The following is a 25,669-nucleotide window of genomic DNA, read 5'->3' on the forward strand; positions in this document are numbered from 1 at the left end:
TCCGACCCATGAAAGGATGGAGCCCCTTGCTGGCCCTCTTGGGCTGTGCCGCAGTCCAGGCTGCCGATATTCCCGCCGGAACCGAACTGGCCGCCACACAGGTGGTGGTTCGCCACCTGAAAGATGAACCTGCCAGTCTCAGTCCGCTCAAGCTGGTCGGCTTGCCCGAATTGCAGGTGCTGCGGGATCTGTTCGAGGGGCTGCTGACCCAGGGGCCGGATGGCAAACCCGTCCCCGCCGTTGCCTTGCGCTGGGAGAACAAGGACAACCAGTTTTTCACCTTCCACCTGCGCCCGGATGCCCGCTGGTCCAACGGCGATCCGGTCAAGGCTGGCGACTTCGTCTATAGCTGGCGCAAGCTGGTCGACCCGAAAGAGGCGGCCACTTTCGCCTGGTTTGCCCAACTTGCCCGCTTCGACAAGGTGGACGAGATCATGGCTGGCAAATTGCCTGCCAGCGAGCTGGGTGTCAAGGCGATCGATGACCACACCCTGCAGATCAACCTCTCCCAACCAGTTCCCTATTTCCTGAGCCTGCTCACCCACCCCAGCCTGTCGCCACTGCATCAGGCCAGCATCGAGAAGTTTGGCAACAAGTGGACCCAGCCCGGCAAGCTGGTCGGCAACGGCGCCTTCGTGCTGAGCAGTCGGGTGGTCAACGAGAAGCTGGAGCTGGTGCCCAATCCCCACTACTGGGACAAGGCCCACACTGTGCTGACCAAGGTCATCTTCATGCCGATCAATCAGGAGACCACCGCCACCAACCGCTATCTGGCGGGGGATCTGCAGATCACCGAATCCTTCCCCAAAGAGCAGTACGACAAGCTGATGAAAGAGATCCCGGGTGAGGTCTACACCCCCATGCAGCTTGGTACCTACTACTATGCCTTCAATACCCGTCAGCCGCCGTTGAACGACGTGCGGGTGCGCAAAGCGCTCTCCTACACCATCGATCGCGCCCTGATTGCCGACAAGGTGCTCGGCACCGGCGAGAAACCGGCCTACCACTTCACCCCGGATGTCACCGCCAGCTTCGAGCCCAAGGCCAACCTGCTCTCGAGCAGCAGCCAGCAGGAGCTGGACAGCAAGGCACAGGCGCTGCTCAAGGAGGCTGGCTACGGCCCGGACAAACCGCTCAAGCTCTCGCTGCTCTACAACACCGCCGAAGTACACAAGAAGCTGGCGCTCGCCATCGCCAACATGTGGAAGCAGAAGCTGGGCGCTCAGGTAGAGCTGACCAATCAGGAGTGGAAAACCTATCTCGACAGCCGCCAGAGCGGCCAGTTCGAGGTGATCCGCTCCTCCTGGGTGGCCGACTACAACGACCCCTCAGCCTTCCTCGGTCTGTGGGGCTCTCACCACAGCGGCAACATGACCGGCTTTGCCGATGCAAGCTATGACCAGTTGCTGGACAAGGCGGCGCAAACCCGTGACAGCGGCGCCCGCAGCCGGCTGTTCGATCAGGCGGAGAGCATCCTCGAACAGCAGGCGCCCATCGCCCCCATCTATCAGTACACCAATGCCCGGCTCATCAAGCCCTGGCTCAAGGGCTACCCCATCAACAACCCGGAAGATGTGGCCTACAGCCGCCAGCTCTATATCGTCAAACACTGAGCTGATATAGAGCGCTGAAGCACAAGAGGGCCGCCTGCGGGCGGCCCTCTTATTGATACTGTTCACACCCGATATCGCCGCATAGAATGCCCGCTTTCCGATTCCATCAGTCGTTGTCGATCGCCATTTATCATGCGTTACCTGTTACTGCTCTCCCTGCTCTGGACACTGCCAGCCCTGGCCGAGAGTGAATCTCACTGCCAGCAAGCCTTTGTCGACTGGATGCTGCATCAGCAACAGCAGTTCAGCGATCGCAAGGCGGACAAGATGGCGCGGCGACGGGCCGAGCGGGCTATCGACCTTGCCCGGCAGGAGTACGACAAAGCAGGCAGTTTCTGCCAGACCATGCAGCTAGTGAGCAGCTATAACGACGGCGATCCTCGCCTCACCCCGAGGAGTGGTGAAATTCACGATTTTGCTCCAGCCAGCTGACCCTCACTTCATCAATTCATAGTGTTGATTAATTGACCCAAGCCAAGTTCGGCTCCCTGAAGCGCCTTAGAATGACTAGCTGAAAACAATAATAAAAAACATATTTATCAGTTAGTTGGCTTTTTCAGGGACGACACATGACCAAACTCCATCAGGAGGGGGAGATACACTTCCCCGACAACATTGCACTCATCTCGACCACGGATCCCGCCAGCCATATCACCTATGCCAACCAGCACTTCTGTGATGTGGCTGGGTATGGTGCTGCCGAGATGGAAGGGGTGCCCCACAATCTTGTACGTCACCCCGACATGCCCAAGGCGGCTTTCGCCGACATGTGGCAGCGGCTGCGACAGGGCAAAAGCTGGATGGGGCTGGTCAAGAACCGCGCCAAAAGCGGTCAGTTCTATTGGGTAAACGCTTACGTCACCCCGATCCTCAATGCCCAGAAGGAGATCGTCGAGTACCAGTCGGTACGCACCAAACCCGCCGCCAGCGATGTGGCCTGGGCCGAGCAGCTCTATGGCCTGCTGCGCAGCGGCAAGGCGCTTCCCTGGCTGAGCCGGTTTCATATTGAACCGGGCCAGCTGACCCTTTGGCTCTCCGTTTCTGCATTCCTCACCACCCTTATTGCGTTTACTACCGACAACCTGCTCTGGCTGCTGCCCACTGCCCTGCTGCTACTGACACAAGCAATCCACGGTTGGCGCTTGCAACAGCGGCTGACGCATCTGCTCACCCTTGCCGATCAAGACAAGGGAACCCGCCTCTGTCAGGTGCTCTATACCCGGCGGCGCGATACCCTGGCTGCCGTCGAACTGGCGCTGCGGATGAAGCAGGCAGAGCTCAAGGCCGTAGTCGGGCGCAGCGCCGACACCAACCAGCAGATCCTGCAAGCTGCCGAAGATGACAGGGGCAATATCCAGACCATCGATACTCACCTGCAGCAACAGCGTGCCCGCAGCGAGCAGCTGGCCACCGCCATCACCGAGCTGAGCCACTCCATTCGTGATGTGGCCCACAGTGCCCATGAGGCGAGCAATCTGGTCACCGAGGTACAGCAGGTCTCCGCCGAAGGGCTGCAAGCGCTGGCGACCACCCGCTCCGCCGTCAACCAACTCCATCATGAGCTCGATGCCAACCACGCGGTGCTGGCCCAGCTCACCAGCGACAGCCAGAAGATCAGCGGCATTCTGGAGGTGATCAGCCAAATCGCCGACCAGACCAACCTGCTCGCCCTCAATGCAGCCATCGAGGCAGCCCGGGCGGGCGAACAGGGCCGCGGGTTTGCGGTAGTTGCGGATGAAGTGCGGGCGCTGGCCCAGAAGACCCGTGCCTCAACCAGCGAGATCCACGGAATGATCCAGGCGCTGCAACAGACCACCCGTCAGTTGTCAGACGGGATGACGCAAGGAGCGCAAACCTCGGAGCGCTGCCAGCAGCATGCCGGCACCACCGCCGACGTGCTCACCCAGATCAACCGGATGCTGGGACAGGTGACCCGCACCAGCGACGAGATCGCCCAGTCGGTAAGTCAGCAAGCCGATGTGACAGCAACGCTCGATGAAGGGGTGCACCAGATCCACCAGCTGGCCAGCCACACCGCCGACAACAGCAGGCAGGCGCTCGATGGCATCACCCTGCTGGTAGAACGGCTGCAGGATCTCTCGCGGCTGATCAACCAGTTCAGATATTGAAGCGACAGCGATCAAAAAAGCGCGTCACAAGACGCGCTTTTTTCGCTTTGCCTGACAGGAGAGTTATTCGTCCTGCTCGCTGGCAGCAAACTCCGGCACCTTCGCCATGGCATCTAGCACCACCTGAATATCAGCCCCCGGCTTGCAGGCGTTTTCGCTCAGGTGACGACGCCAGGCGCGCGCCCCCTGCATATTCTGGAACAACCCCAACATATGGCGGGTCATGTGGGAGAGGTAGTTGCCCTTGGCCAGCTCCTGCTCGATATAGGGCAGCATCATCCGTACCACTTCATGGCGGCTCGGCACGGCGTTATTCTGGCCGAACACCAGGTTGTCTACCTGCGCCAGAATGTAGGGGTTCTGATAGGCTTCGCGCCCCATCATGACGCCGTCCACGTGTTGCAGGTGCTCAAGGGTCTGCTCCATGGAGGTGACACCGCCGTTGAGGGCGATGGTGAGATCCGGGTAATCCTGCTTGACCCGATAGACCCGAGGGTAATCGAGCGGCGGGATCTCGCGGTTCTCCTTGGGGCTCAAGCCGCTCAGCCAGGCCTTGCGGGCATGGACGATGAAGGTGTCGCAACCGGCATCGCGCACCTGTTCGATAAAGGCTTGCAGAAATTCGTAGGAGTCCTGATCGTCGATGCCGATACGGGTCTTCACCGTCACCGGAATATCGACCACATCGCGCATCGCCTTGACGCAATCAGCCACCAGCGCCGGTTCACCCATCAGGCAGGCACCAAAGCGGCCATTCTGCACCCGATCGGAGGGGCAGCCGACATTGATGTTCACCTCGTCATAGCCACGCTCCTCAGCCAGCTTGGCACAGCGCGCCAGGTCGGCCGGATTGCTGCCACCCAGCTGCAGGGAGATGGGGTGCTCCTGCTCGCTGTAACCCAGATAATCACCCTTGCCGTGGATGATGGCGCCAGTGGTCACCATTTCGGTATAGAGCAAGGTCTGGCGGCTCATCAGTCGATGAAAATAACGGCAATGCCGATCGGTCCAGTCCAGCATGGGGGCGATGGAAAAACGCTGCGCCTGCATAAAAATCATCCGGGTTGGCTAAAGAAAGGGGCGGATTTTATCACAACGTGAAGCAGCCCCAGAAAATGAATTTTGTCGCCGCGCCATGCGAGGCCCTGTGATAGTATCCAGCTAATAGAAAGGGCAATTGCGCGATCATGAATCAAGACCAACTTTTACAACGAGCCGAGCGACTCTGTGTACAGCGAGGGATCCGCTTCACCCCGACCCGACGTCAGGTATTTCGCCTGCTGGCGGCACATGGCAATGCCATCAGCGCCTATGATTTGTTGGCTCAACTGCAGCAAACGGAAGCCAACGCCAAACCGCCAACCGTATACCGGGCACTCGATTTTCTGCTCGAACAGGGCTTTGCCCACAAGGTGGAATCGCTGAACGCATTTATCTTCTGCTGCCACTTCGATCACGCTCACCCGATGCAGCTGCTCATCTGCGATGACTGCGGCGAGGTGGTCGAGCTGCACGACACGGCGATCGATAGCGCGTTTTCCGAGCAGGCCCATCTGCATGGTTTTACTATTACCAATAAGACGATAGAGGCACATGGCCAATGTGCTCGCTGTACGCCCACTGTAGGAAGTCATCATGAAGGCTGATTTTGTAAATCCGTTCCTGCTCTCTCTGCTCAATGTGCTCTCTACCATGGCACAACTGGAACTCAAACCGGGCAAACCAAAACGCAAGATGGACGAGCTGGCTCGTGGCGATGTCTCCGGCCTGATCGGTATGGTTGGCCCGCAGACCCGTGGCTCCCTCTCCATCAGCTTTGAAAAAGGGCTGGCGCTGGAGATCATGCGCCGCATGCTGGGGGAAGCTCCTGCCACCATCAATGAAGAGGTGACCGACATGGTCGGTGAAATCACCAACATGGTGACCGGTGGTGCCAAGCGGATGCTGGGCGAGAAGGGCTACGAGTTTGACATGGCCACTCCGGTTATCGTCTCCGGCCCTAACCACACCATCACTCACCGCGCCGATGGCACCAAGATCATGATGCCTTTCGAATCTGATTTTGGTCGTGCCACCATCGAAATCTGCTTCGAGTAGTCACGATGTGGACTGCCTTGAAATGGTTCTTTATCTGCTGGGCGTTGCTGCTGATCCTCTCTGATATCCAGATCAGCACCTCCCTCTACAAATACGAAGACAATCGGGTAGTCATCAACTTCCCCCGCTGGCAAGCCAAAGCGCCGTGGGGCACCTTCGAATGGCATGCCGGGCGCGTTCAGACCCACTGGTATGGTCTGGATGGCAAACCCAAGCCGGAAGGCCCGCGCATCTAGTTCGTCAGCTCGAAGACCAATACAAAGAGGCCAGCATCAGCTGGCCTCTTTTGTTATGCGAACAGGTAAATCACCTGCTTACGCTGCCTCGGCAGCCAGATCGCCGACCGGCCGCACCAGCATGCCAAGCACACAAGCCAGCAGGGTTGGCATCAGCCAGGCGAGCCCCTTATCAAACAGCGGCAGGAAGGCAAACCCATCCATCTTCATGCCGGCAGCTCCCAGCCCATCGAGACAGCCAAACAGGAAGGCCACCGCCAGCACGCAGCGGAACGCCAGACGGGGGCGACCAAAATAGCCCTTGAGGAAGGTGACCAGCACCAGCGCGATGGCGACCGGATAGATGGCCACCAGCACCGGGATGGAGAGGCCGATCAGCTCGCTCAACCCCACATTGGCCACCAGCGCACAGAGCGCCCCCAGCAGCATGACCCAGCTACGATAGGCCCAGCCGGTCAGACCATGGAAGTAGTCGGCACCGGCACAGAGCAGGCCGACCGCGCTGGTAAAGCAGGCCAACGTGATAATCGCCGCCAGAATGAACTGACCCGGCTGACCAAACAGGCTCAGCACATAGGCATTGACAATGGTGCCGCCATTGCTGATATCGCTCGCCACCCCTTCAGCGCTGTTGCCCAGATGAAAGAGCGAGACATACACCGCCGACAACCCGACCGCCGAGATCAACCCCGCGATGGTCAGATATTTGAACTGGCTGCGATAATCCTCAATCCCCTTCTGGCGCAGCAAGCCGATGATCAGGGCACCGAACATCAGGGAGGCCAGGGTATCCATGGTGTTGTACCCCTCCAGCATCCCCTTGGTCAGGGCTGCGTCTATGTACTCACCGCTGGCATCGGGCATGGTGCCCTGCGGCGCCACAAAGACCCCGACCGCCAGAATGAGCAGCATCACCATCAGGGCCGGCGTCAGGTACTTGCCGACCGCATCGAGCAGCTTGCCGCGATCGAGCGCCACCAGGATCACCAGCGCAAAGAAGCTCAGGGTATAGAGCAGCAGCCCCCCATGGCCGGCATCGCCGAGCCACGGCTTGAGCCCCATCTCGTAGGCGACCAGACCGGTGCGGGGAATGGCGAACGCAGGCCCCATGATGATGTAGATGGCGATAGCCAGCGCAGTGGCAACGCCTGCCGGCAGATAGCGGGTCAGCTCGGTCCAGCCGCCGGCACCACGTCCGGAGCTACCCTTGGCCACCGCAATCAGGGTGATCAGCGGCAGCCCCACCGCCGTCAGCAGAAAACCGCACATGGCGGCGACCAGATGCTCACCGGCCATAAAGCCGGCCAGCGGCGGAAAAATGATATTGCCTGCCCCCAGATAGAAGGCGAACGTCATAAACCCCAATCCGAATACGTCGGACAACTTCAATGATTTCGTCAAACCCAACCTCATCTGCCTTATCAGCTTGTTCTTGTTGATTACACCCACTGCCTGGCAGATAACCTGACAACCATATGCTCGCTTCCCGCTCTCCCCGACAATCGGATGAGGAGCGCCATCCTGAGCATAAAGAAGAGATATTTGATCTCAATCACACATTAATATCTTGAAACAATTTGCTTGGCCAGAATTAATCGCTGAATGACCACGGTGGGGCAGGAGGTGAAGCGCGGGAGAGAGAAAGGAAGCTGGCAAGCATCCGGCAGCAGTGCAGGAATCAACAAACAAAAGAGCCTGCACAAGGCAGGCTCTTTTGTCAGAGAGGGAAGCTATCAGGCAGCTTCGGCGGCCAGCTTCTCGGCCGGGCGAACCACCATCCCTACCACGCAAGCCAGCAGGGTCGGCATCAACCAGGCAAGGCCCTTGTCAAACAGCGGCAGGAAGGCAAACGCATCCATCTTCATGCCGGCAGCACCCAGACCATCCAGGCAGCCGAACAGGAAGGCCACCACCAGCACGGCGCGGAACACCAGACGCGGGCGACCGAAGTAACCCTTCAGGAAGGTGACCAGCACCAGCGCCACGGCAACAGGGTAGATGGCAACCAGCACCGGAATGGAGAGGCTGATGAGCTGGCTCAGACCCACGTTGGCCACCACGGCGCAGATAACGCCCAGCAGCACGACCAGCTTTTTGTAAGCCATGCCGGTCAGATTGTGGAAGAAGTCGGAGCAGGCGGAGATCAGACCCACAGCGGTGGTGAAGCAAGCCAGAGTAATGATGGCTGCCAGAATGAACTGACCCGGCTGACCAAACAGGCTCAGCACATAGGCGTTGACGATGGCGCCACCATTGCTGACATCGGTCGCTACGCCTGCGGCAGTGTTGCCCAGCTCGAACAGCGAGATGTAGACCACGGAGAGACCAATGGCCGAGATCAGGCCGGCAATGGCCAGATACTTGAACTGGCTCTGGTAGTCATGGATCCCTTTCTGGCGCAGCAGGTCGACGATCAGGGCACCGAACATCAGGGAAGCCAGGGTATCCATGGTGTTGTAGCCTTCCAGGATCCCTTTCACAAACGGGCTGTTCTGATAGTCACCGGCAGATTCAGGCATGGTGCCCTGCGGCGCCACGAATACGCCGATCGCGAGGGTCAGCAGCAGCAACATCAGTACCGGCGTCAGGTATTTGCCGATGGCATCCATCAGCTTGCCCTGGTTCATGGAGACCAGCACGGCCACCCCGAAGAAGAGCACTGTGTAGGCAGCCAAACCCGCCTGACCCATATCACCGATAAAAGGCTTGAGGCCCATCTCGTAGGCCACCAGACCGGTACGGGGAGCCGCAAAGGCCGGGCCGATGATGATATAGATGGCAACCGCCAGCGCTGTGGCCACGCCCGCAGGCAGCAACTTGGTCATGCCGGCCCAGCCGTTACCGGCCTTGGCGACGGCAATGATGGTGATGAGCGGCAGGCCCACAGCGGTAACCAGAAAACCCAGCATCGCCAGAGAGAGGTGTTCGCCAGCCATGTAACCAGCGAGCGGCGGGAAGATGATGTTACCGGCGCCCAGGTAGAAGGCGAAGGTCATGAACCCCAATCCGAGTACGTCGGACAACGTGAGTGATTTCTTCAAGTTCAACCTCGTCTGTCTTGTAAATTATTGCTTGTTATAGTTTTTATCGGTCATTGACCAGTTTGTTCATATGGGTAAAAAAAAGAGCCCCGCTTGATTTTTCATCGCGACCAGTGGTTTTGGCTGGTCTGGAGCGGGTGCTCGATCTGGAACCAGCATAATGGCATGAAAAAATAGTTCAAGACGAAATTTACATCTTCAAATAGAAGGGGCTGGTCAGTTGGATATATCTGTCGGAATAGGCTCCATCAGCAGAATGGATCACAATATCCCCCCTTTCACACCTGTTTAATCCTCTGCCAAGTCGCAATAAAACACGATTTGCCTCTTTACCCTCTCTGGTGATAACAGCTGTATAACAAATGCCATGCAGATCATAATCCGCCGAGATGCATAAAATTTCATCAGCCATGGCCGTCGGCAGCACCAGTGCCACTTCGCCATTCGGGGCCAGCAGTCGGTCGCAGGCAGCCAGCAGGGCATGGCTGTCGAGGGCGCCGGTATGGCGGGCCATCGCCCGCGCCGGGTCGCTAAATGACTGGCCTGCCACGAAGTAAGGGGGATTGGAGACAATCAGATCGTAAGGGGCGGCCTGATACCCCTGCACCGCGCTTTCGATGATGGCCACGCGATCGGCCCAGGGGGAGGCGGCGACGTTCTCTCTGGCCTGGATCACTGCATCACTATCCAGCTCCACCCCGTCGATCTGGCAGTCAGATCTGCTGCGCTGGGCCAGCATCAGGGCGATGAGGCCGCTACCGGAGCCGATATCGAGCACCCGGCGCGCCTGTTCGACCGGGGCCCAGGCACCGAGCAGGATGCCGTCGGTGCCCACCTTCATGGCGCAGCGATCGTGATTGATATGGAACTGTTTGAAGGTAAAACCGCGACTACGTCCCATCTGGCCCCCGTCATCTGAAAAAATGGTTGGCGATTATAGCGACTAAGCCACACTCGCCATAGGAGCCGACGAGATAATCGCCTATAATCTGCCGTTTCCTTAATGACCGAGTATTGCCATGAGCCAGTCCTTTGATGATTTCGACCTGCACCCTGCCCTCAACCGGGCTTTGGCCGAGATGGGATTCACCCGCCCCACTACCATCCAGCAGATGGTACTGGAGCCAGCCCTGGACGGCCGCGATATTCTGGCATCCGCTCCGACCGGTACCGGCAAGACCGCCTCTTTCCTGCTGCCGGCGCTTCAGCACCTGCTGGACTTCCCGCGTCGCAAGCCGGGCCCCTGCCGCATGCTGATCCTGACCCCGACCCGCGAACTGGCGCTGCAGGTGACTGCCCACGCCAAGGCGCTGGCGGCCCACACCAACCTCAGCATCGAGACCATCATCGGCGGCGTCAGCCATGAAGAGCAGCTGCCTGCCCTGACCAAAACCACCGACATCGTGGTCGCCACCCCGGGCCGTCTGCTCGAGTACATCGAGAAAGAGGAGTTCGAGAGCCACGACATCGAGGTGCTGGTGCTGGACGAAGCGGATCGCATGCTGGACATGGGCTTCATCAAGGATGTGAACCGCATCGTGGCTGAGGCGCGCTACCGCAAGCACACCATGCTCTTCTCCGCCACCCTGGAAGGGGCTGGCCTTGAGAAGTTCGCCAGCGAAATCCTCAAAGATCCGGTGGAGCTGCACGCCGAGCCGCCGCGCAGCGAGCGTCGTCCCATCACCCAGTGGATCCATCTGGCCGATGACGCCGCCCACAAGCTGGCGCTGCTGACCCACATTCTGAAAAACCCGGAAACCCAGAAGGCGATCATCTTCGTCAAGACCCGCGAGCGTCTGGCGGAGCTCTCCGGCCAGCTGCAGGCGGCAGGCATCTCCTGCGCCTGGATCCGCGGCGAGATGGAGCAGAGCAAGCGTATCGAGTCGATCCGCAAGTTCCACGAAGGTGAAGTGCCCTTCCTGATCGCCACCGACGTCGCTGCCCGCGGCATCGACCTGCCGAACGTCAGCCATGTCATCAACTACGACATGCCCTACGGCGCCGATGTCTACGTCCACCGGATCGGCCGTACCGGCCGCGCCGGCAACCGCGGCTGTGCCATCAGCCTGGTGGAAGCCCACGACATGGCGATGGTCGCCAAGATCGAGCGCTACACCGAAGAGCGCCTCAAGCGCCGGGTGATCGACGAGCTGCGCCCCAAACATAAAGAGGCGCGGGTACCGGTGAAGAAGAAAAAGCCGGTCGATGGCAAGAAGAAAGCGGCCAAGAAGAAAAAGAAGAAGTGATCGCCTGGCGATAAAGAGAAGGGCCATCCCGCGGGATGGCCCTTCTGCATTCTGTACATCTGGCCAATCGGAGCCGTGTTACTTAGGGCTCGCCACAGCCGTAGCAGGGCTATTTGCAGCCAGAACGGCTCACTATAAATTTAATTTATGGGTTTTAGGGAAATGACCTAACCAAAACTTATAGTGAACCTCATCCGATCATCAGGGCATCAATTTGCCCGTCAGACGCCCTGCCAGGCCATCGCCCGATCTGGGTAACGAATCACCTCTGAATGCTGCCAGTCTGTCAGGCTACCGTCTTGCGCATGCCGATATGGGGGATATCGTCCTCGACATATCCCTCCCCCTCGGCCACAAAACCGTGCTGGCCATAGAAGCCCTGCAGATGGGCCTGCGCCCCCAGCCAGATGCTGTGAGTCGGCCAGCGCGCCTCGCACGCCTTGACCGCCTCGCCGATCAGCTGGTGACCGAGACCACCGCCACGCGCCCTGGGTGAGGTCACCACCCGACCGATGGCGGCGCCGCGCTCGTCGCCGATGCCGGGCGCCATGATCCGCGCATAGGCGGCCAGCAGCTCGCCCTGATAGCCGAGCAGGTGCCAGACACCCTCGCGGCGATCGAGCCCGTCCAGATCCTGAAAGGGACAGGTCTGCTCCACCACGAACACCTCGGCCCGCAGCGCCAGCAACTCATACAACTCGTCAGTGGTCAGTTCAGACCAGGGTTTCAGGATCCAGTTCATCGGCAACTCCTTATCAGTTCGGCCTGCCAGCATAATCGTGGCGCCAGCGCCCTGCATTAACCTTTGTTAAGTTCAGTGCCTGTAACGAGTTATTCAGCCCCAGAAAACTCTTCGATGAGATCAAGTCTCTGGTTCATCCAAATTGCAACAATATTGTTCGCAGCAATTGTGGCAGCCGATGCCTGCATTCCCTTCTCATCCTGCAACCACATCTTGGTGATCTGGCGAACAGTAGGAAGAGCCTTAATCACAGCGTCACGTTCTATGGCCGGCCAAGATTTCTCATCCCAGTTGCTGAGGCGCGGCTCGACTGGTTGGGTTGACATGAACTTCTGATCTATTGCCATAAAATCCTGCGGAGCAATATTGACGTGCAACTCATTGATCGTCCAACTGGCATAGTATCCATGCACGATCGTGCCAAAATTCGGGGACACTCGCCCCATCTGGACCTCCAGTGTCTGCCACAGCCGTTTCCATGCGGGTTGATTGAACAAATTCTTCGGCACTGTGCAATAGGGCACTTGACTGTCACGACTGGAACCCCAGAACCCGCCAAATGCCTCATACGCAGGCCAACCGACCCGCTTAAAAATAAAACAGTGCATCTGTGATTCATTTCTGGAGGCATCTTCGAGGGCTAAACGTAGCAGAATGAGCGCAGCCTTAGCCTTTGTGGCAGCCGCATCGTAACCATTGTCTGATGCCATAAGAGCGACAGATTTGTCGCTGAAATTAGCCAACGCTTGTTCATAGCGGGCTTGAGCCAGTTCATCACTCACCTTGCTAGTTGGCTCAAACTGATTGAGATAGACCAACCAAGCTGATGCTTCTGCTGTGCTGTAGTCCTTTAATTTGGTCGCGGCGACAGCAGGGTTGCCAGGAATTGAACTCACAACCTTGGCAAACTCTTGCTCTTGAAGTGACAGACGCTCATCAAGCGCTTTGAGCCGTTCAGTCATACTATTTTTCAGACAATGCACCAGCACTGATGACTGTTCACTACAGCTATTACGCTGTTTCAACCACTGTCGCTGTTCAGTGCGCAGCACACTCCGTTTAGCTAACGGAGCTCTTTTGAGCAGATCCCGATATGATTCAGCAAGTTGTTCATCCAGAACACCAAGTCCCTGGTTATGACAAATTTCTCGCTCTATTACTGTGCCAGCAACTGAGCAGTCAAATGAAGCAGAGTAAGCCGCCGAAACAGTGCCAAAAAGCATTAAAACTAACTGACCCACAGTTAATGACCATCTCATGGGTAAATTCCGCATTCTGTTGAAAATACTACACATGGCAATTTTGAACTCAAATGAGAACAACACTAACGTAAGACTATGAACCTCAGCCTTTATTAAACGAAACGCAACCTTTTGCGAATGCGACTAAGACTGATGGGAGTGATACCGAGATAGGCGGCGATCTGGTGGTCGGGCACTCTGGCATCGAGCGCGGGAAAGCTGTCGAGAAAGTGCTGATAGCGCGCCTGCGGGCTGCCGGTCAGCAGCAACTGCTCCTTCTCCTCCTTGATGCGCAGCTGCACCTCCAGCAGGTGCTGGTACCAGCGCGGCCAGCCGGGCAGCTGACGCAAGTCGGCCAGAGTGAACAGCTGCAGACGGCAGGGCTCCAGCGCCTCCACGCTGTAGCGGGCAGGCTCGCCACTGAGCAGGTGGTGAAAGTCGAGAAACTCGTCCCCCTCCCAGTAGAACTCCTTGATGTACTCGCGGCCATCCTCCAGCACCAGCTTGGCCCGCAGCAGCCCCTGCTCCACCCTGACCAGCAGATCCGGGCTGTCGCCAGCATGCCAGAGGCAGCTTTTCGGGCTGAGGGCCAGCGGGCGGGCAAAAGAGAGGAGGCGCGCGGCCTCCTCTTTATCTGCGACCTGCGCCCAATCGAAGGGGGGTCTGTCAGTCAGCATGATTAACCGCGGCGCTGACGCACGGCTTCAAACAGGCAGACGCCGGCTGCCACCGAGACGTTGAGGCTGGATACCGCCCCCGCCATCGGGATGCTCACCAGCTCGTCGCAGTGCTCGCGGGTCAGGCGACGCATGCCCTTGCCTTCGGCGCCCATCACCAACGCCATCGGGCCGGTCAGTTTGGCCTGATAGAGGTCGTGGTCGGCCTCGCCAGCGGTGCCGACGATCCAGACGCCGCGCTCCTGCAATTCGCGCAGGGTGCGGGCCAGGTTGGTGACCTGAATGAGCGGCACCACTTCGGCGGCGCCACAGGCAACCTTGCGCACGATTGGGGTCAGGCCGGTGGCCTTGTCCCGCGGCACGATGACAGCATGAGCCCCGGCAGCATCGGCGCTGCGCAGGCAGGCGCCGAGATTGTGCGGATCGGTCACGCCATCCAGCACCAGCAGGAAGGGCTGGCTCTGTTGTGCCGCCAACTCGTCCAGCAGGCTGGCCAGATCGTGCTCGGCCAGCTTCGGCGCCTCTTTCACCCGGGCCATGATACCCTGGTGATTGTTGCCTTCCGCTTTGTCATCAAGGGTCTTGCGGTTCACACTCTGCACGCGCAAGCCGAGGGATTCCAGCTCGGCCAGCAGGGGTTGCAGCCGGTCGTCATCCCGCCCCTTGAGGGCCCACACTTCGATGAAGCGCTCGGGAGTGCGCTCCAGCAGCGCGGATACAGCGTGAATGCCGTAGATCAGTTCAGTACTCATTTAGTGCTCTTGGCCTTATCGCGAGCTTTTTTGCCCGGTCGTCTGTTGCTGGGTTTGGCACGGCCACCCTTGGCGGGTTTGCCGCTCTCCTTGCCATCTTTCTCTTTGCGCTTTTCGTGGCGCTCGGCGCTCTTGGCCTTCTCCTTCTTGATCTCGGCCATCTTGCGAACAGCCTGCTTGGCGTTCTTGCCGGTGATCTTGAGGGGCTCTTCCACCATCACGAAGTCGATCTTGCGATCGTCCAGATTGACGCCCATCACCTTGACCCGCACCTTGTCGCCCAGACGGTAGCGGCGGCGGAAGTTCTCGCCGATCAGCTGCTGATGCAGCGGGTCGAACTGGTAGTAGTCGTTGGTGAGGGTGCTGACGTGCACCAGACCGTCGATGTGGATCTCGGCCAGACGCACGAAGAAGCCAAAGCCGGTGACGCTGGCGATGACGCCGTCAAACTCGTCACCCACGTGATCCAGCATGTACTCGCACTTGAGCCAGTCGGCCACATCGCGAGTGGCATCGTCGGCACGACGCTCGGTCATGGAGCAGTGCTCGCCCATCGGGTCCACTTCTTCCAGCTGGTAGTGGTAACCACCGCTCGGGGTCCACTTGTGGCGCAGGTTGGCCTGCTGCTCCTTGGCGGTCTGATACTTGATCGCGCGGTGCAGGATGAGGTCGGGGTAACGACGGATCGGCGAGGTGAAGTGGGCATAGGACTTCAGAGCCAGACCGAAGTGACCGATGTTGTCGGCCTGATAGATGGCCTGACGCATGGAGCGCAGCAGCATGGTGGAGAGCAGCTCCGCATCGGGCCGCCCTTCAAACTTGGCAGCCAGCTCGGCGAAATCCTTCGGCTCGGGCTCAAGACCGCCCTTGAGCTCCAGACCCAGTTCGGCCAGGAAGTCACGGAAACCGGTCAGACGCTCTTCACCCGGACGGTCGTGCACCCGGAACAGGGCGGCAGCTTCGTTCTTCTCGATGTAGCGGGCGGCAGCCACGTTCGCCTGGATCATGCACTCTTCGATGATCTTGTGGGCGTCGTTGCGCACCAGCGGCACGATGCGGTCGATCTTGCGCTGGGCATTGAAGATGAAGCGGGTCTCCTCGCTCTCGAACTCCACCGCGCCGCGCTGATGACGAGCCTGTTTGAGCGCCTTGTAGAGGTTGTTGAGCTCCTCGATATGGCCCACCAGCGGGTCATACTGCTGACGCAGCTTGGGATCCCCGTCGAGGATCGCCGCCACCTTGGTGTAGGTGAGACGAGCGTGGGAGTTCATCACCGCTTCGTAGAACTTGTAGCCGGACATGCGGCCAGAGGCGGAGATGGTCATCTCGCACACCATACAGAGGCGGTCAACCTGCGGGTTCAGGGAACAGAGACCGTTGGAGAGCACCTCCGGCAGCATGGGCACCACGAACTCGGGGAAGTAGACCGAGTTGCCGCGCTGATAGGCTTCGGTGTCGAGGGCTGTGCCCGGCTTCACATAGGCGGATACGTCGGCAATGGCAACCCACAGGCGCCAGCCGCCACCGCGTTTGGCTTCACAGAAGACGGCGTCATCGAAGTCGCGGGCATCTTCCCCGTCGATGGTGACCAGCGGCAGGGCACGCAGGTCGATACGGCCCTCTTTGGCCTTCTCCGGCACCTGCTCGCCGAGACCGGCAACCTCTTTGGTCACCTCTTCCGGCCAGGTGTGCGGAATGCCGTGGGTACGCAGGGCGATTTCGATCTCCATGCCGGGCGCCATGTTTTCACCCAGCACCTCCAGCACGGTACCGACCGCGTTGAAGCGGGCAGTGGCGCGCTGGTTGATGCGCACGACCACGACCTGGCTCTGGCGAGCCCCTTTATTCTCCCCTTCCGGGATGATGATGTCCTGACCGATGCGGCTGTCATCAGGCACCACGAAACCAACGCCGTTTTCGACGAAGTAACGGCCGACGATATCCGCTTCGCGGGATTTGAGCAGACGCACCAGACGCGCCTCCTGGCGCCCCTTGCGGTCGATTTCAGTCGGCTGCACCAGCGCATAGTCGCCGTGCATCAGACGCTGCATTTCGCGGTTGTTGAGGAACAGATCCGGGCCACCACCCTCGGGACGCAGGAAACCGAAGCCATCCTTGTGGCCGAGTACGTAGCCTTTCACCAGATTCAGGCGATCCGGCAGGGCATAACACTGGTTGCGCGTGAAGACCAGCTGTCCATCGCGCTCCATGGCACGCAGACGGCGACGCAGGGCTTCCAGTGGCTCTTCATCGGTCAGCTTGAGAACCTTGGCCAGCTCTTCCCGTGACATGGGTTTTTCGTGGCCCTTGATGAGGTCGAGGATCATCTCGCGACTGGCGATGGGATTCTCGTATTTTTCGGCCTCGCGTTCGAGGAAAGGATCTTTTTGAGACATAAGCAGGCCTTAGGGTAGGTGGTAACGGTGCCATTATATCGGAGGGGGGGGCGAATGGCATCCATCGGCTGCCTTTTGGCCAATCTCTCTGTCATACTATCTTCAGTTCGCTGGCATGATGAGACACAGAACTCATGAGTAAGGACACATTTGCCCAATCTGCCGCCTATCTCAAGCAGGCAGTCCCCCTGATGATCAAGTACCAGATCCCCACGACGCCGGATAACTATCACCTCTGGTACAACTACGTTGCGGCCAGCATGCCCGAGCTCAATCAGGCGATCGATCAGGCGGTCAAGCTACAGGGCACCTGCTCTCTTACCACCTGCGAGCGCCTCTACCACCAATATCTGGCGGCTCAGGACGAGAAGCAAATGGAGGCGATGAAGCTCAACCTCGCCGCCATGGCCAACGAGCTGGGCCACTCCATGCAGGACGCCATCTCGGATACCGGCATGTTTCAGGAGATGCTCGACAAGAGCTTCGACAAGCTGAGCCGTATAGACGACGAAGGCTTCAGTCTGGAAGACACCATGGGGATCCTGCGGGATTTGGTGCGCGAATCGCGGGATGTACGCATGTCCACCATGCACTTTCGCAACCAGCTCAGCAATGCCGAAAAAGAGATCAAGGAGCTGCGGGCGGCGCTCAACGAGACCCGCAAACTGGCCAACGAGGATGCCCTCACCAGCCTGCTCAACCGGCGCGCCTTTGACCTTGAACTGGATAGCCTGATCCGCAGCCAGCAGCCCTTCTCGCTGATCCTTGCCGACATCGACCGCTTCAAGAACTTCAACGACGAATATGGTCACCTGCTTGGCGATCAGGTGCTGCGCGCTTTCAGCAAACGGCTGCGCGATGCCTGCAAGGAGGGAGTGACCGCCTATCGGCTGGGGGGCGAAGAGTTCGCCATGCTGGTGCCCCATCGCAATCTGGCACTGACCAGGCAGATGGCAGAGAGCATGCGCCGCGCCATCGAGCGGATGTCGATTCTGGATCGCAAATCGGGCCGACGCATCGATCACATCACCGCCTCGTTCGGCGTGGGCGAGTTCAACGGTCAGGAGAGTGCCGACTGTCTGGTCGAACGAACCGACAAGCTGCTCTACAAGGCCAAAGAGCTTGGCCGTAACCGGGTCATGCCACTCCCCTCCTGAGAGCCGTCAAATTGCCGGATCGTCCCCAATAGAAAAGCCAGTCAGATCACTGACTGGCTTTTCTTCATCTCTTACCAATGCCGCCGGGGTGGAACCATGACGGCACCAGTCAGATGATTACTGCTGGGCCTCTGTGACCCCTTCCACTTTCACTTCGACACGGCGATCCGGAGCCAGGCAGACGATCAGCTCGCGCTTGGACTTGCTGACGCAGCTGTCGCCGGTAACCGGGGAAGCCTTGCCACGCCCTTCCACATTGACCTTGCTGGCCGGGATCCCTTTACCAACCAGATAGTTGGCAACGGTCTGGGCACGCTGCTCGGAGAGCTTCTGGTTGTAGGAGTCAGAGCCAATGCGGTCGGTGTAACCGATCACGGTGGCGACGCCATCCTTCGGACGCGCAGACTCAATCTGGCTGTAGAGGTTGTCCAGAGCCTCGCTGGCTTTCGGCTTCAGCGTTGCCTTGTTGAAGTCAAACAGCACGTCGGAGCTCAGGGTGAACTGCTTCTCGACAATAACAGGCTCGGGAGCGGGTGCCGGCGCAGGAGCCGGTGCGGCAACCACAGGAGCAACCTGACCGAAGCGATAGACAGCGCCCAGCGAGAGCAGGCCGTTGTCCATACGCAGGCCGGTGTCGTCACGGCTGCCATACGGAGTGGAGTATTGATACTCGAGGCGAGCAGCCCAGTCGCGATTGAAGGCATATTCAGCACCCAGCGCACCTACGACAACAAAGCGGCTGTCGCTTCCCTCACCACTGTTGTCAGCCCAGCCATAGCCACCACCTACACGACCGTAGAGGTCCAGGCTCTCGGTCACCGGGAAGCCCAACTTCAGGGTCAGTTGCGCCAGTTGTGCCTTCACGGAGTCGTTAAATGCAGTGCCGGTTGATTTCTCTACGGCATCAAACTTGTACTTGCCCAGATAGTCGTAACCCAGCTCAACACCCAGATTCTTGTTAACCTGATAGCCGCCAAACACACCGGCCCCCAGGGAATCATTGGTCTCATTGCCAAGAGTAAAAGCGTTGCTTTCATCAATGCCATAGAAGTTGGACCAGCCCAGTTTGGCACCGCCATACCAGGTATTGTCCTGACCGGCCGCCTGTGCGTTGGCAGCGAGCAAACCGGTAACCAGTAAGGTAATCAATGATTTTTTCATGTCTTAGCCTCTGCAACTTTATGTAGGAGGAGGTTGATTGATATCACCTCGTCTTATAGGCGCAACCGCACAAACACGATCGCAGCATATCAACGTTAGCCTATTTTCAAGTACCTGATATCAATTAACAAATAACACTTTAACTCAATGACACCACAAAAACAGCAACAAATGTCTGTTATTTAACCAAGAAAGGGATGAATGCATCATTCTGCGGGGAAACGGGCCAGCCTGTCGCCGGCCCGGAAGGGTTGTTACTGACGGATGAACTCGTAGTTCTTCTCGATAAAATCGGCCACACGCTGACCCAGAACTTTATGCACGGTACGAGTCGGGTGCACCTGATCCCAGAACATGTTGCCCTCGCAATTGGCTGTCATGGCCGCCCGCATCAACTCGGGGCTGACCACAGCCTGCGCCAGGATCGGGTTGCTCGCAATGGCAAGCTGCTCCGGCAGCGTCAGCGCCGCCGCTTTTGGCATCTTGGCAAAGGGCTTCCAGACATAGCCACCGCCGTAGCAGGCATGTTCGATATCACTGAGCCCAAACTGCTGCGGGTCGCGCACCATCTCGTCAAACTGCTTGTCGACTTCGAACAGCTTCACGATGCCAAGAGGGGCAAGCTCGTTGGTGAGCGCCTGCAAACGCTGGTTATGGTATTTGGCTACATGGCGCACCTTGTCGACCACCTTCATGCTGTGAGCCGACGGGGTCTGCCCCAGATCAGGAATGTTGAACAGAAGTATCTGCTTGGCGCCATTTAAAACCAGATTATTCGCTGCCGCCTGAATGGTGGCTACCACCCGATCTGCATCCTTCTCCTTGTTCCAGCCATAGGCCAGATAATCGTTGGCTCCCACCCAAATCACCACCAGATCATCGGGGCGGAACTTGTCTTTTTTCAGGAACTGTTTGATCTCGTACTCCAGGTTATTGATCACCTGATACTTGGGATCCCAGGACCAGAAGCCAAGCCAGCCATTCAGGGGGCCGAGGTGGTTATAGGCCACCGCAGTGGCACCGCCTTCAGCCTCGTTGGCCAGCTTAAGCCCCGGGAAATGCTCTTGTTGCAACAATTCCAGCCAGACTGGCCCATTACTGAAACGCCCCTTGAAATAGGGAGGACTGGAGGGGAGATACCCTTTCATCTTCTGGTACATTTTTCCGGTATCGGAGAGGCTATCGCCAAACATCACGATACGGGAAAAGGCAGGACGCTCGACCGCCTGAACGGTCAATGCCATCAACCCCAATAAACAAACAAGCCACTTTTTCATATTGTTATTCTCATTGTTCGGCAAGGGTTACCCTTGCTCGCTTTCCTCGAACGGAGATCTCTTTGGGAAGAAGCAGATCTCCACTGACGCCTGATCAAGACGACAGATTAACGAGCTGGCTAAACCTTCACCTACTCTTTCGCACAATAGAATCGATTGCGCTCACAAAACAGGCGATCTCTTATTCCATTTTCAACCCATTTCGGCTGCTGCCACAGCCGAAAAAAGCGCGTACTTTTTGTGCTCTATCCCCTTATCGCAAATAAAACGGATGCTTTCACGCTTGTTTCACGCCCCCCTCCGCACAATGCCCCCATCCCAACGACAGGAGCATGAAATGAACAAAGCAAGCGCAGCCATTATCGGAATGTTGACCCTGATGTCCGTATCCTCTTTCGCCATGGCGGCCTACACGGGCCCGATGGAGCAGAACAAGGTCTCCGTGGCGCAACTCAAGGATCTGGCCGATGACAGCTGGGCCACCCTGGAAGGGAAACTGGTCAAGCACCTCGGCGGTGAAAACTACCTGTTCCGCGACGAGAGCGGCGAAGTAGAGGTCGAGGTAGACGAGAAGGTATGGCGTGGCACAGAGGTAGGGCCGGACGACCTGATCCGCATCCGTGGCGAGGTGGACCACAGCTGGAACAAGACCGAGCTTGATGTGGAAAGTCTGGAGAAAGTGGGCGCGGCGCCCAAGGCTAAAGGCGGCTTCATCGCCAAGTAAGGCGGAATGATCCCTGACTGACCAGACGTAAAAAAGGGCGCTGTTGAAAGCGCCCTTTTTCATTTTCCGTTCTGCCGCTGCGACCCGTTAACCGGAACGGCTGGCAAATGTTCGCTTGAACCCCTTCTCGGCCTGATTGACCTTGTAGAGGTAGCGACGCGCCTCCGCCTTGGGATGCTGCTCGGTCAGCACCTGGTAAACCGCCTCGGGTGAGAGCTGGTTGATCATGCTGGGAGCCGCCTTGCGATCGCTTGAGAAGGTGTTGAGCACCCCGCCAGCCCCACCGTTATAGGCGGAGATCACCGCATAGCGACGGGATTGGGGATCCTGAATATCCGACAGATAGACGGTCTGCAGCAGATGCAGATAGGCAGTCCCGACATCGATGTTGTAGGCCGGATTGAACAGGTCTTCCCGGGTCGGTTGACCGCTCTTGCCCTTGACCCGCACATAGACGTCACGCCCAGCCGTCGCCGGAATGACCTGCATCAGGCCATAAGCGTTGGCATGGCTCACCGCATAGGGGTTGAAGCTGCTCTCGGTCTTGATCACCGCATAGATCAGGCTTTCAGAGACCCCGTATTTGCGGGAGGCTTCACGGATCAGGCTGGCGTACTTGTAACCCCGTCTGTCTTCGTGGTTGGCCACCATGGGGATATCGACGAAGAAGATGGTGCGAATACCAAGGGTGCGCTTCTTCATCGCCGTGTTGAGCAGGTAGTCGGCGTAACGTTCGGCACGCCAGGATGCCCGAATGGGCTGACGCTGATTGTCCACCACCTGGCCATAGAGGAAAGGCTCGCCGCCGGGCATGATCTCCCGGTCGGAGTAAAGATCCACTTCGGCCGGATCGTCTGGTGTCAGCAGGGTCTCGACAATGGCACGACGCAGGTGAGCGCGGGGATCTATGCCAGATACCGTCTCGACCATGATATGGCCGCTGGAGAAATCGATGTGGGCACGGCTCTTGTACTGATCCGTGTATTTGACGTAGTCATACTTGCCCGCAAACAGCGCCTCTCGCCCCCATATTTCGTTCACGTTATGGGAGAGCGCACTGATCATGTGTTCAAAGCCGCGGATGTCCTTGCCGTTGACGAGATCATCATCCTCATTCCCGCTGGGCTTGGGAGAAGATGAACAGGCAGAGAGAAACAGCAGGGTGCACAGCAGCCAGAAAATTCGGCCCATAGGATCCTCAAACAGGGCGGCAGTGCCGCCCATCATTCATATGCCGCGAGTAAACAAGGGGAGGCTGACCACCTTTGGCTCCACTCCCCGCTCGCAGGTACTACAGCTCGATTGCTTACTGGCTGGGAGGGGTATAACCCTCGATCTGCACTTCACCCGCTTCAAACAGGTAGCTGACCATCTCTTTTTCCAGCAACTGACGATGCTCAAGATTCATCATATTGAGCTTTTTTTCATTGATCAGCATCACCTGCTTCTTCTGCCACTCGGCCCAGGCTTCCTTGCTGATGTTGTCAAAAATCCGCTTGCCGAGTTCACCCGGGTAGAGTTGAAAATCCAGGCCCGGACCCTCTTTTTTCAGGCGTTGGCAAAATACAGTACGGCTCATGTTGACCTCTATGGTTGTAGCTCCGGATAGGCGAGCAGACGGGCCGTGGCGGCCGCCAGCCCCACCTCGGCAGGATGGCGTAAGTTATACCAGAGTCGGTTATCTGCTTCCATGAGGCGCAGCGCTGGCGCTGCCTCAATCTCGAGCAGCAGCGGCTGGATATCGAGGTGGAAGTGACTGAATGTATGGCGAAAACCGGCCAGCTCCCGATAACCGTGATGACTCAGGCCAAGGGACGCCAGCAGACCCTCTACCTCCGCCAGCGAGGCGACCTGCGGGAAGCAATAGAGCCCACCCCAGATCCCCTGCGGAGGCCGCTTCTCCAGCAGCAGTTCGTCGCCATGGCGGATCAGCAGCATGATGCCATCCCGGGCCGGAATGCTCTTCTTCGGCTTGCTGTTGGGGTAGGCAGTCGGGTTGCCTTGCGACAGCCCCTGGCAATCGGCCCGCACCGGGCAACGCTCGCAAGCAGGCTTGCTGCGGGTGCAGATCGTTGCCCCGATATCCATCATCGCCTGATTGTATTGCGCCACGCCCAGCTTGGGAGTGAGCCGAATGGCGATCTCCCACAGCTCGTTCTCAACCTGCTTCTGGCCGGGCCAGCCCGGCAGCGCCAGCCAGCGGGTGAGTACCCGCTTCACATTGCCATCAAGGATGGCGTGAGGCTGACCGAGGGAGAGCGACAGCACGGCCCCGGCGGTAGAACGGCCAATGCCCGGCAGCGCCATCACCTCGTCAAAGCGCTCGGGAAAGAGGCCATGGTGATGATCGCGGATCTGCTGGGCCGCCTTGTGCAGGTTGCGGGCCCGGGCATAGTAGCCAAGCCCGGTCCAGTGATGCAGCACTTCGTCGACGGGGGCATCGGCCAGCGCCACCACATCAGGGAAACGCGCCATAAAACGCTGGTAATAGGGGATCACGGTAGCGACCTGGGTCTGCTGCAGCATGATCTCCGAAACCCAGACCCGGTAAGGAGTCTTCTCCTGCTGCCAGGGCAGGCTCTTGCGGCCATGAAGCTCATACCACTCCAGAACTCGGCTTGCGAAGGTTGATTGATTCACGTTGTTCTCATGTCGTTGATATATAGGGAACTCTGCGGTTCCTTCGGCTTATTTTGGCTGCTCGGTAGTAAGGCCATTGCGCAATACAGAGCCAGCCGTCTGGTGCGGCAGGGTACGGCCTCGTCACGTCCAAGTCAAAGCCCTGCTGACACACTCGATTACCCCACATTTTCCCGGTCACGGCCGGGCAGCAATGCAGTAACAAAGACGATATACTCGGCCCCACGATTGTTGACGGGAGAGATGGTTTGCAGACTTATCTGGTTGGGGGCGCAGTACGGGATCGCCTGCTGGGATTGCAGCAGGGCGACAGGGATTATCTGGTGGTCGGCGCCACCGTGGAGCAGATGCTGGCGCTGGGCTTTACCCAGGTCGGTCGCGACTTTCCCGTGTTTCTTCACCCCAAAACCCAGCAGGAGTATGCCCTCGCCCGTACCGAACGCAAGCAGGGTCAGGGCTACACCGGCTTTGTCTGCCACGCAGCCCCCGATGTGACGCTGGAGCAGGATCTGCTGCGCCGGGATCTCACCATCAACGCCATCGCCGAAGATGAACAGGGAGAGCTCCACGATCCCTACGGTGGCATCAAGGATTTGGAAAAACGGCTGCTGCGCCACGTCTCCCCCGCCTTTGCCGAAGACCCTTTGCGCATCCTGCGGGTCGCCCGCTTCGCCGCCCGCTTCCACGCTCAGGGCTTTACCATCGAGCCGGAGACCCTCGCCCTGATGAGCGAGATGACGGCCGCTGGCGAGCTGGCCCACCTCACGCCGGAGCGAGTCTGGAAAGAGCTGGAGAAGGTGCTGCTGGGGCCTACCCCGCAGATCTTCTTCGAGGTGCTGCGCCAGTGCGGTGCCCTCAAGGCGCTCTTCCCCGAGATCGATGCCCTGTTCGGCGTCCCCGCCCCAGCCAAGTGGCACCCGGAGATCGACACCGGCATCCACACCCTGATGGTGCTGGAGCAGGCGTGCCGGATCTCCCCGGAATTGACCGTCCGCTTTGCTGCCCTCTGCCACGACCTTGGCAAGGGAGTGACCCCCAAGGAGTTCTGGCCCAGCCATCATGGTCACGGCCAGAAGGGGCTGCCGCTTATTCGCGCCCTGTGCGAGCGGTTCCGGGTACCCAACGAGTGCCGGGATCTGGCGCTGCTGGTGAGCGATCTGCACACCCACATCCACATCGCCTTTGAACTCAAGCCCGCCACCCTGCTCAAGGTGTTTGACAAGGCAGATGCCTGGCGCCGCCCCGAGCGCTTTGCCCAGCTGCTGGATGCCTGCCGCGCCGACTTCCACGGCCGCACCGGTTTCGAGGAGCGGGTCTACGCCGAGCCGGACTATGTGGCCGAAGCGCTGGCTGCCGCCCAGGCAGTGCCGGTGAAAGAGATAGTGGCGGCCGGTTACAAGGGGGAAGAGATCAAGGAGCAGCTCGCCAAAAAGCGGACCGATGCCATCAGCCGCATCAAGGATGAGTGGACCTTTATCGAGGAGTAACCCTCCCCCCGCACAAGAACAGACGGCCATACTGACAAGGCTCCCGCAGGAGA

Annotated in this window: 24 protein-coding genes; 10 read left to right on the top strand and 14 right to left on the bottom strand. The window is 58.7% G+C overall.

Annotation, left to right across the window (positions count from 1 at the left end; all coding sequences use genetic code 11):
- The first annotated feature begins 8 nt into the window (after positions 1–8).
- From I6L40_RS20155 to I6L40_RS20165, 3 genes are all read left to right on the top strand, one after another.
- A complete protein-coding gene (locus tag I6L40_RS20155) occupies positions 9–1,613 on the top strand; it encodes an ABC transporter substrate-binding protein (RefSeq protein WP_071912625.1) in 1,605 nt (534 codons plus the stop codon).
- A 132-nt stretch (positions 1,614–1,745) separates the two neighbouring features.
- The gene (locus I6L40_RS20160) at positions 1,746–2,045 is read left to right on the top strand and encodes a hypothetical protein (RefSeq protein ID WP_071912623.1); all 300 of its coding nucleotides are present in this window, start codon (positions 1,746–1,748) and stop codon (positions 2,043–2,045) included.
- A gap of 137 nt (positions 2,046–2,182) precedes the next feature.
- On the top strand, positions 2,183–3,742 hold the full coding sequence (locus tag I6L40_RS20165; RefSeq protein WP_071912621.1) for a PAS domain-containing methyl-accepting chemotaxis protein: 1,560 nt from the start codon (positions 2,183–2,185) through the stop codon (positions 3,740–3,742).
- Positions 3,743–3,805: 63 nt separating this feature from the next.
- Here I6L40_RS20165 and dusA read toward each other — a convergent pair whose 3' ends face one another.
- Positions 3,806–4,792 carry a tRNA dihydrouridine(20/20a) synthase DusA gene (gene dusA / locus I6L40_RS20170; RefSeq protein WP_071912619.1) on the bottom strand — a complete coding sequence of 329 codons (987 nt, stop codon included), beginning with the start codon at positions 4,790–4,792 and terminating at the stop codon, positions 3,806–3,808.
- Between the two features lie 137 nt (positions 4,793–4,929).
- Here dusA and zur point away from each other — a divergent pair, with 137 nt between their 5' ends.
- The 3 genes from zur to I6L40_RS20185 are packed head-to-tail and all read left to right on the top strand — an operon-like array spanning position 4,930 to position 6,075.
- Positions 4,930–5,388: a zinc uptake transcriptional repressor Zur gene (gene zur / locus I6L40_RS20175; RefSeq protein WP_041209211.1), complete on the top strand. Its 459-nt coding sequence runs from the start codon at positions 4,930–4,932 to the stop codon at positions 5,386–5,388.
- The gene (locus I6L40_RS20180) at positions 5,378–5,839 is read left to right on the top strand and encodes a chemotaxis protein CheX (RefSeq protein ID WP_033115052.1); all 462 of its coding nucleotides are present in this window, start codon (positions 5,378–5,380) and stop codon (positions 5,837–5,839) included. The genes zur and I6L40_RS20180 overlap by 11 nt, the downstream gene beginning before the upstream one ends.
- A 5-nt stretch (positions 5,840–5,844) precedes the next feature.
- Complete coding sequence (locus I6L40_RS20185; RefSeq protein ID WP_041209212.1) at positions 5,845–6,075, top strand: hypothetical protein; 231 nt, start codon at positions 5,845–5,847, stop codon at positions 6,073–6,075.
- Positions 6,076–6,153: 78 nt separating this feature from the next.
- Here the strand turns inward: I6L40_RS20185 and brnQ (I6L40_RS20190) are convergent, their stop codons facing one another.
- The 3 genes from brnQ (I6L40_RS20190) to I6L40_RS20200 all read right to left on the bottom strand — a co-directional run bounded on the left by brnQ (I6L40_RS20190) (position 6,154) and on the right by I6L40_RS20200 (position 10,017).
- On the bottom strand, positions 6,154–7,431 hold the full coding sequence (gene brnQ, locus I6L40_RS20190; protein ID WP_254204112.1) for a branched-chain amino acid transport system II carrier protein: 1,278 nt from the start codon (positions 7,429–7,431) through the stop codon (positions 6,154–6,156).
- Positions 7,432–7,808: 377 nt separating this feature from the next.
- Entirely contained in the window at positions 7,809–9,071 is a 1,263-nt protein-coding gene (gene brnQ, locus I6L40_RS20195; protein ID WP_242526765.1) for a branched-chain amino acid transport system II carrier protein, read from the bottom strand.
- Between the two features lie 235 nt (positions 9,072–9,306).
- On the bottom strand, positions 9,307–10,017 hold the full coding sequence (locus I6L40_RS20200; protein ID WP_071912613.1) for a tRNA1(Val) (adenine(37)-N6)-methyltransferase: 711 nt from the start codon (positions 10,015–10,017) through the stop codon (positions 9,307–9,309).
- A 118-nt stretch (positions 10,018–10,135) separates the two neighbouring features.
- Here I6L40_RS20200 and srmB point away from each other — a divergent pair, with 118 nt between their 5' ends.
- Positions 10,136–11,362, top strand: a complete 1,227-nt coding sequence (gene srmB, locus I6L40_RS20205) for an ATP-dependent RNA helicase SrmB (protein WP_071912611.1) — start codon at positions 10,136–10,138, stop codon at positions 11,360–11,362.
- A 286-nt stretch (positions 11,363–11,648) separates the two neighbouring features.
- Here srmB and I6L40_RS20210 read toward each other — a convergent pair whose 3' ends face one another.
- From I6L40_RS20210 to rnr, 5 genes are all read right to left on the bottom strand, one after another.
- Positions 11,649–12,104, bottom strand: coding sequence for a GNAT family N-acetyltransferase (locus I6L40_RS20210; RefSeq protein WP_071912609.1), 456 nt, complete (start codon positions 12,102–12,104; stop codon positions 11,649–11,651).
- Positions 12,105–12,193: 89 nt separating this feature from the next.
- Positions 12,194–13,363, bottom strand: a complete 1,170-nt coding sequence (locus I6L40_RS20215) for a lysozyme inhibitor LprI family protein (RefSeq protein WP_143241764.1) — start codon at positions 13,361–13,363, stop codon at positions 12,194–12,196.
- Between the two features lie 95 nt (positions 13,364–13,458).
- Positions 13,459–14,022: a Crp/Fnr family transcriptional regulator gene (locus tag I6L40_RS20220; protein ID WP_216994775.1), complete on the bottom strand. Its 564-nt coding sequence runs from the start codon at positions 14,020–14,022 to the stop codon at positions 13,459–13,461.
- Between the two features lie 2 nt (positions 14,023–14,024).
- Positions 14,025–14,774, bottom strand: coding sequence for a 23S rRNA (guanosine(2251)-2'-O)-methyltransferase RlmB (gene rlmB / locus I6L40_RS20225; RefSeq protein ID WP_071912605.1), 750 nt, complete (start codon positions 14,772–14,774; stop codon positions 14,025–14,027).
- On the bottom strand, positions 14,771–17,170 hold the full coding sequence (gene rnr, locus I6L40_RS20230) for a ribonuclease R (protein ID WP_041209218.1): 2,400 nt from the start codon (positions 17,168–17,170) through the stop codon (positions 14,771–14,773). The genes rlmB and rnr overlap by 4 nt, the downstream gene beginning before the upstream one ends.
- Positions 17,171–17,304: 134 nt before the next feature.
- Between rnr and I6L40_RS20235 the strand changes: the two genes are divergently transcribed.
- Positions 17,305–18,327, top strand: coding sequence for a GGDEF domain-containing protein (locus tag I6L40_RS20235; RefSeq protein WP_043849687.1), 1,023 nt, complete (start codon positions 17,305–17,307; stop codon positions 18,325–18,327).
- Positions 18,328–18,444: 117 nt separating this feature from the next.
- Here the strand turns inward: I6L40_RS20235 and ompA are convergent, their stop codons facing one another.
- The gene (gene ompA, locus I6L40_RS20240; protein WP_043849686.1) at positions 18,445–19,488 is read right to left on the bottom strand and encodes a porin OmpA; all 1,044 of its coding nucleotides are present in this window, start codon (positions 19,486–19,488) and stop codon (positions 18,445–18,447) included.
- 254 nt (positions 19,489–19,742) lie between these two features.
- Positions 19,743–20,765, bottom strand: a complete 1,023-nt coding sequence (locus I6L40_RS20245; RefSeq protein WP_071912603.1) for an SGNH/GDSL hydrolase family protein — start codon at positions 20,763–20,765, stop codon at positions 19,743–19,745.
- Positions 20,766–21,102: 337 nt separating this feature from the next.
- On the opposite strand from I6L40_RS20245, the gene I6L40_RS20250 reads away from it, so the two are divergent.
- The gene (locus I6L40_RS20250; RefSeq protein ID WP_033115065.1) at positions 21,103–21,489 is read left to right on the top strand and encodes a YgiW/YdeI family stress tolerance OB fold protein; all 387 of its coding nucleotides are present in this window, start codon (positions 21,103–21,105) and stop codon (positions 21,487–21,489) included.
- A gap of 87 nt (positions 21,490–21,576) precedes the next feature.
- On the opposite strand, the gene mltC is transcribed toward I6L40_RS20250, so the two are convergent.
- From mltC to mutY, 3 genes are all read right to left on the bottom strand, one after another.
- Positions 21,577–22,680 (bottom strand): membrane-bound lytic murein transglycosylase MltC, encoded by a 1,104-nt coding sequence (gene mltC, locus I6L40_RS20255; protein ID WP_071912927.1) that lies wholly within the window; start codon positions 22,678–22,680, stop codon positions 21,577–21,579.
- 115 nt (positions 22,681–22,795) lie between these two features.
- Positions 22,796–23,068: an oxidative damage protection protein gene (locus I6L40_RS20260; RefSeq protein ID WP_041209221.1), complete on the bottom strand. Its 273-nt coding sequence runs from the start codon at positions 23,066–23,068 to the stop codon at positions 22,796–22,798.
- An 8-nt stretch (positions 23,069–23,076) separates the two neighbouring features.
- Positions 23,077–24,129: an A/G-specific adenine glycosylase gene (mutY, locus tag I6L40_RS20265; RefSeq protein ID WP_071912601.1), complete on the bottom strand. Its 1,053-nt coding sequence runs from the start codon at positions 24,127–24,129 to the stop codon at positions 23,077–23,079.
- Positions 24,130–24,377: 248 nt separating this feature from the next.
- Between mutY and I6L40_RS20270 the strand changes: the two genes are divergently transcribed.
- A complete protein-coding gene (locus tag I6L40_RS20270) occupies positions 24,378–25,616 on the top strand; it encodes a multifunctional CCA addition/repair protein (RefSeq protein ID WP_216994776.1) in 1,239 nt (412 codons plus the stop codon).
- The last annotated feature ends 53 nt before the right edge of the window (positions 25,617–25,669 follow it).

This window comes from Aeromonas sp. FDAARGOS 1410, from assembly GCF_019048745.1.
GTDB classification, from domain to species: Bacteria; Pseudomonadota; Gammaproteobacteria; order Enterobacterales; family Aeromonadaceae; genus Aeromonas; species Aeromonas jandaei.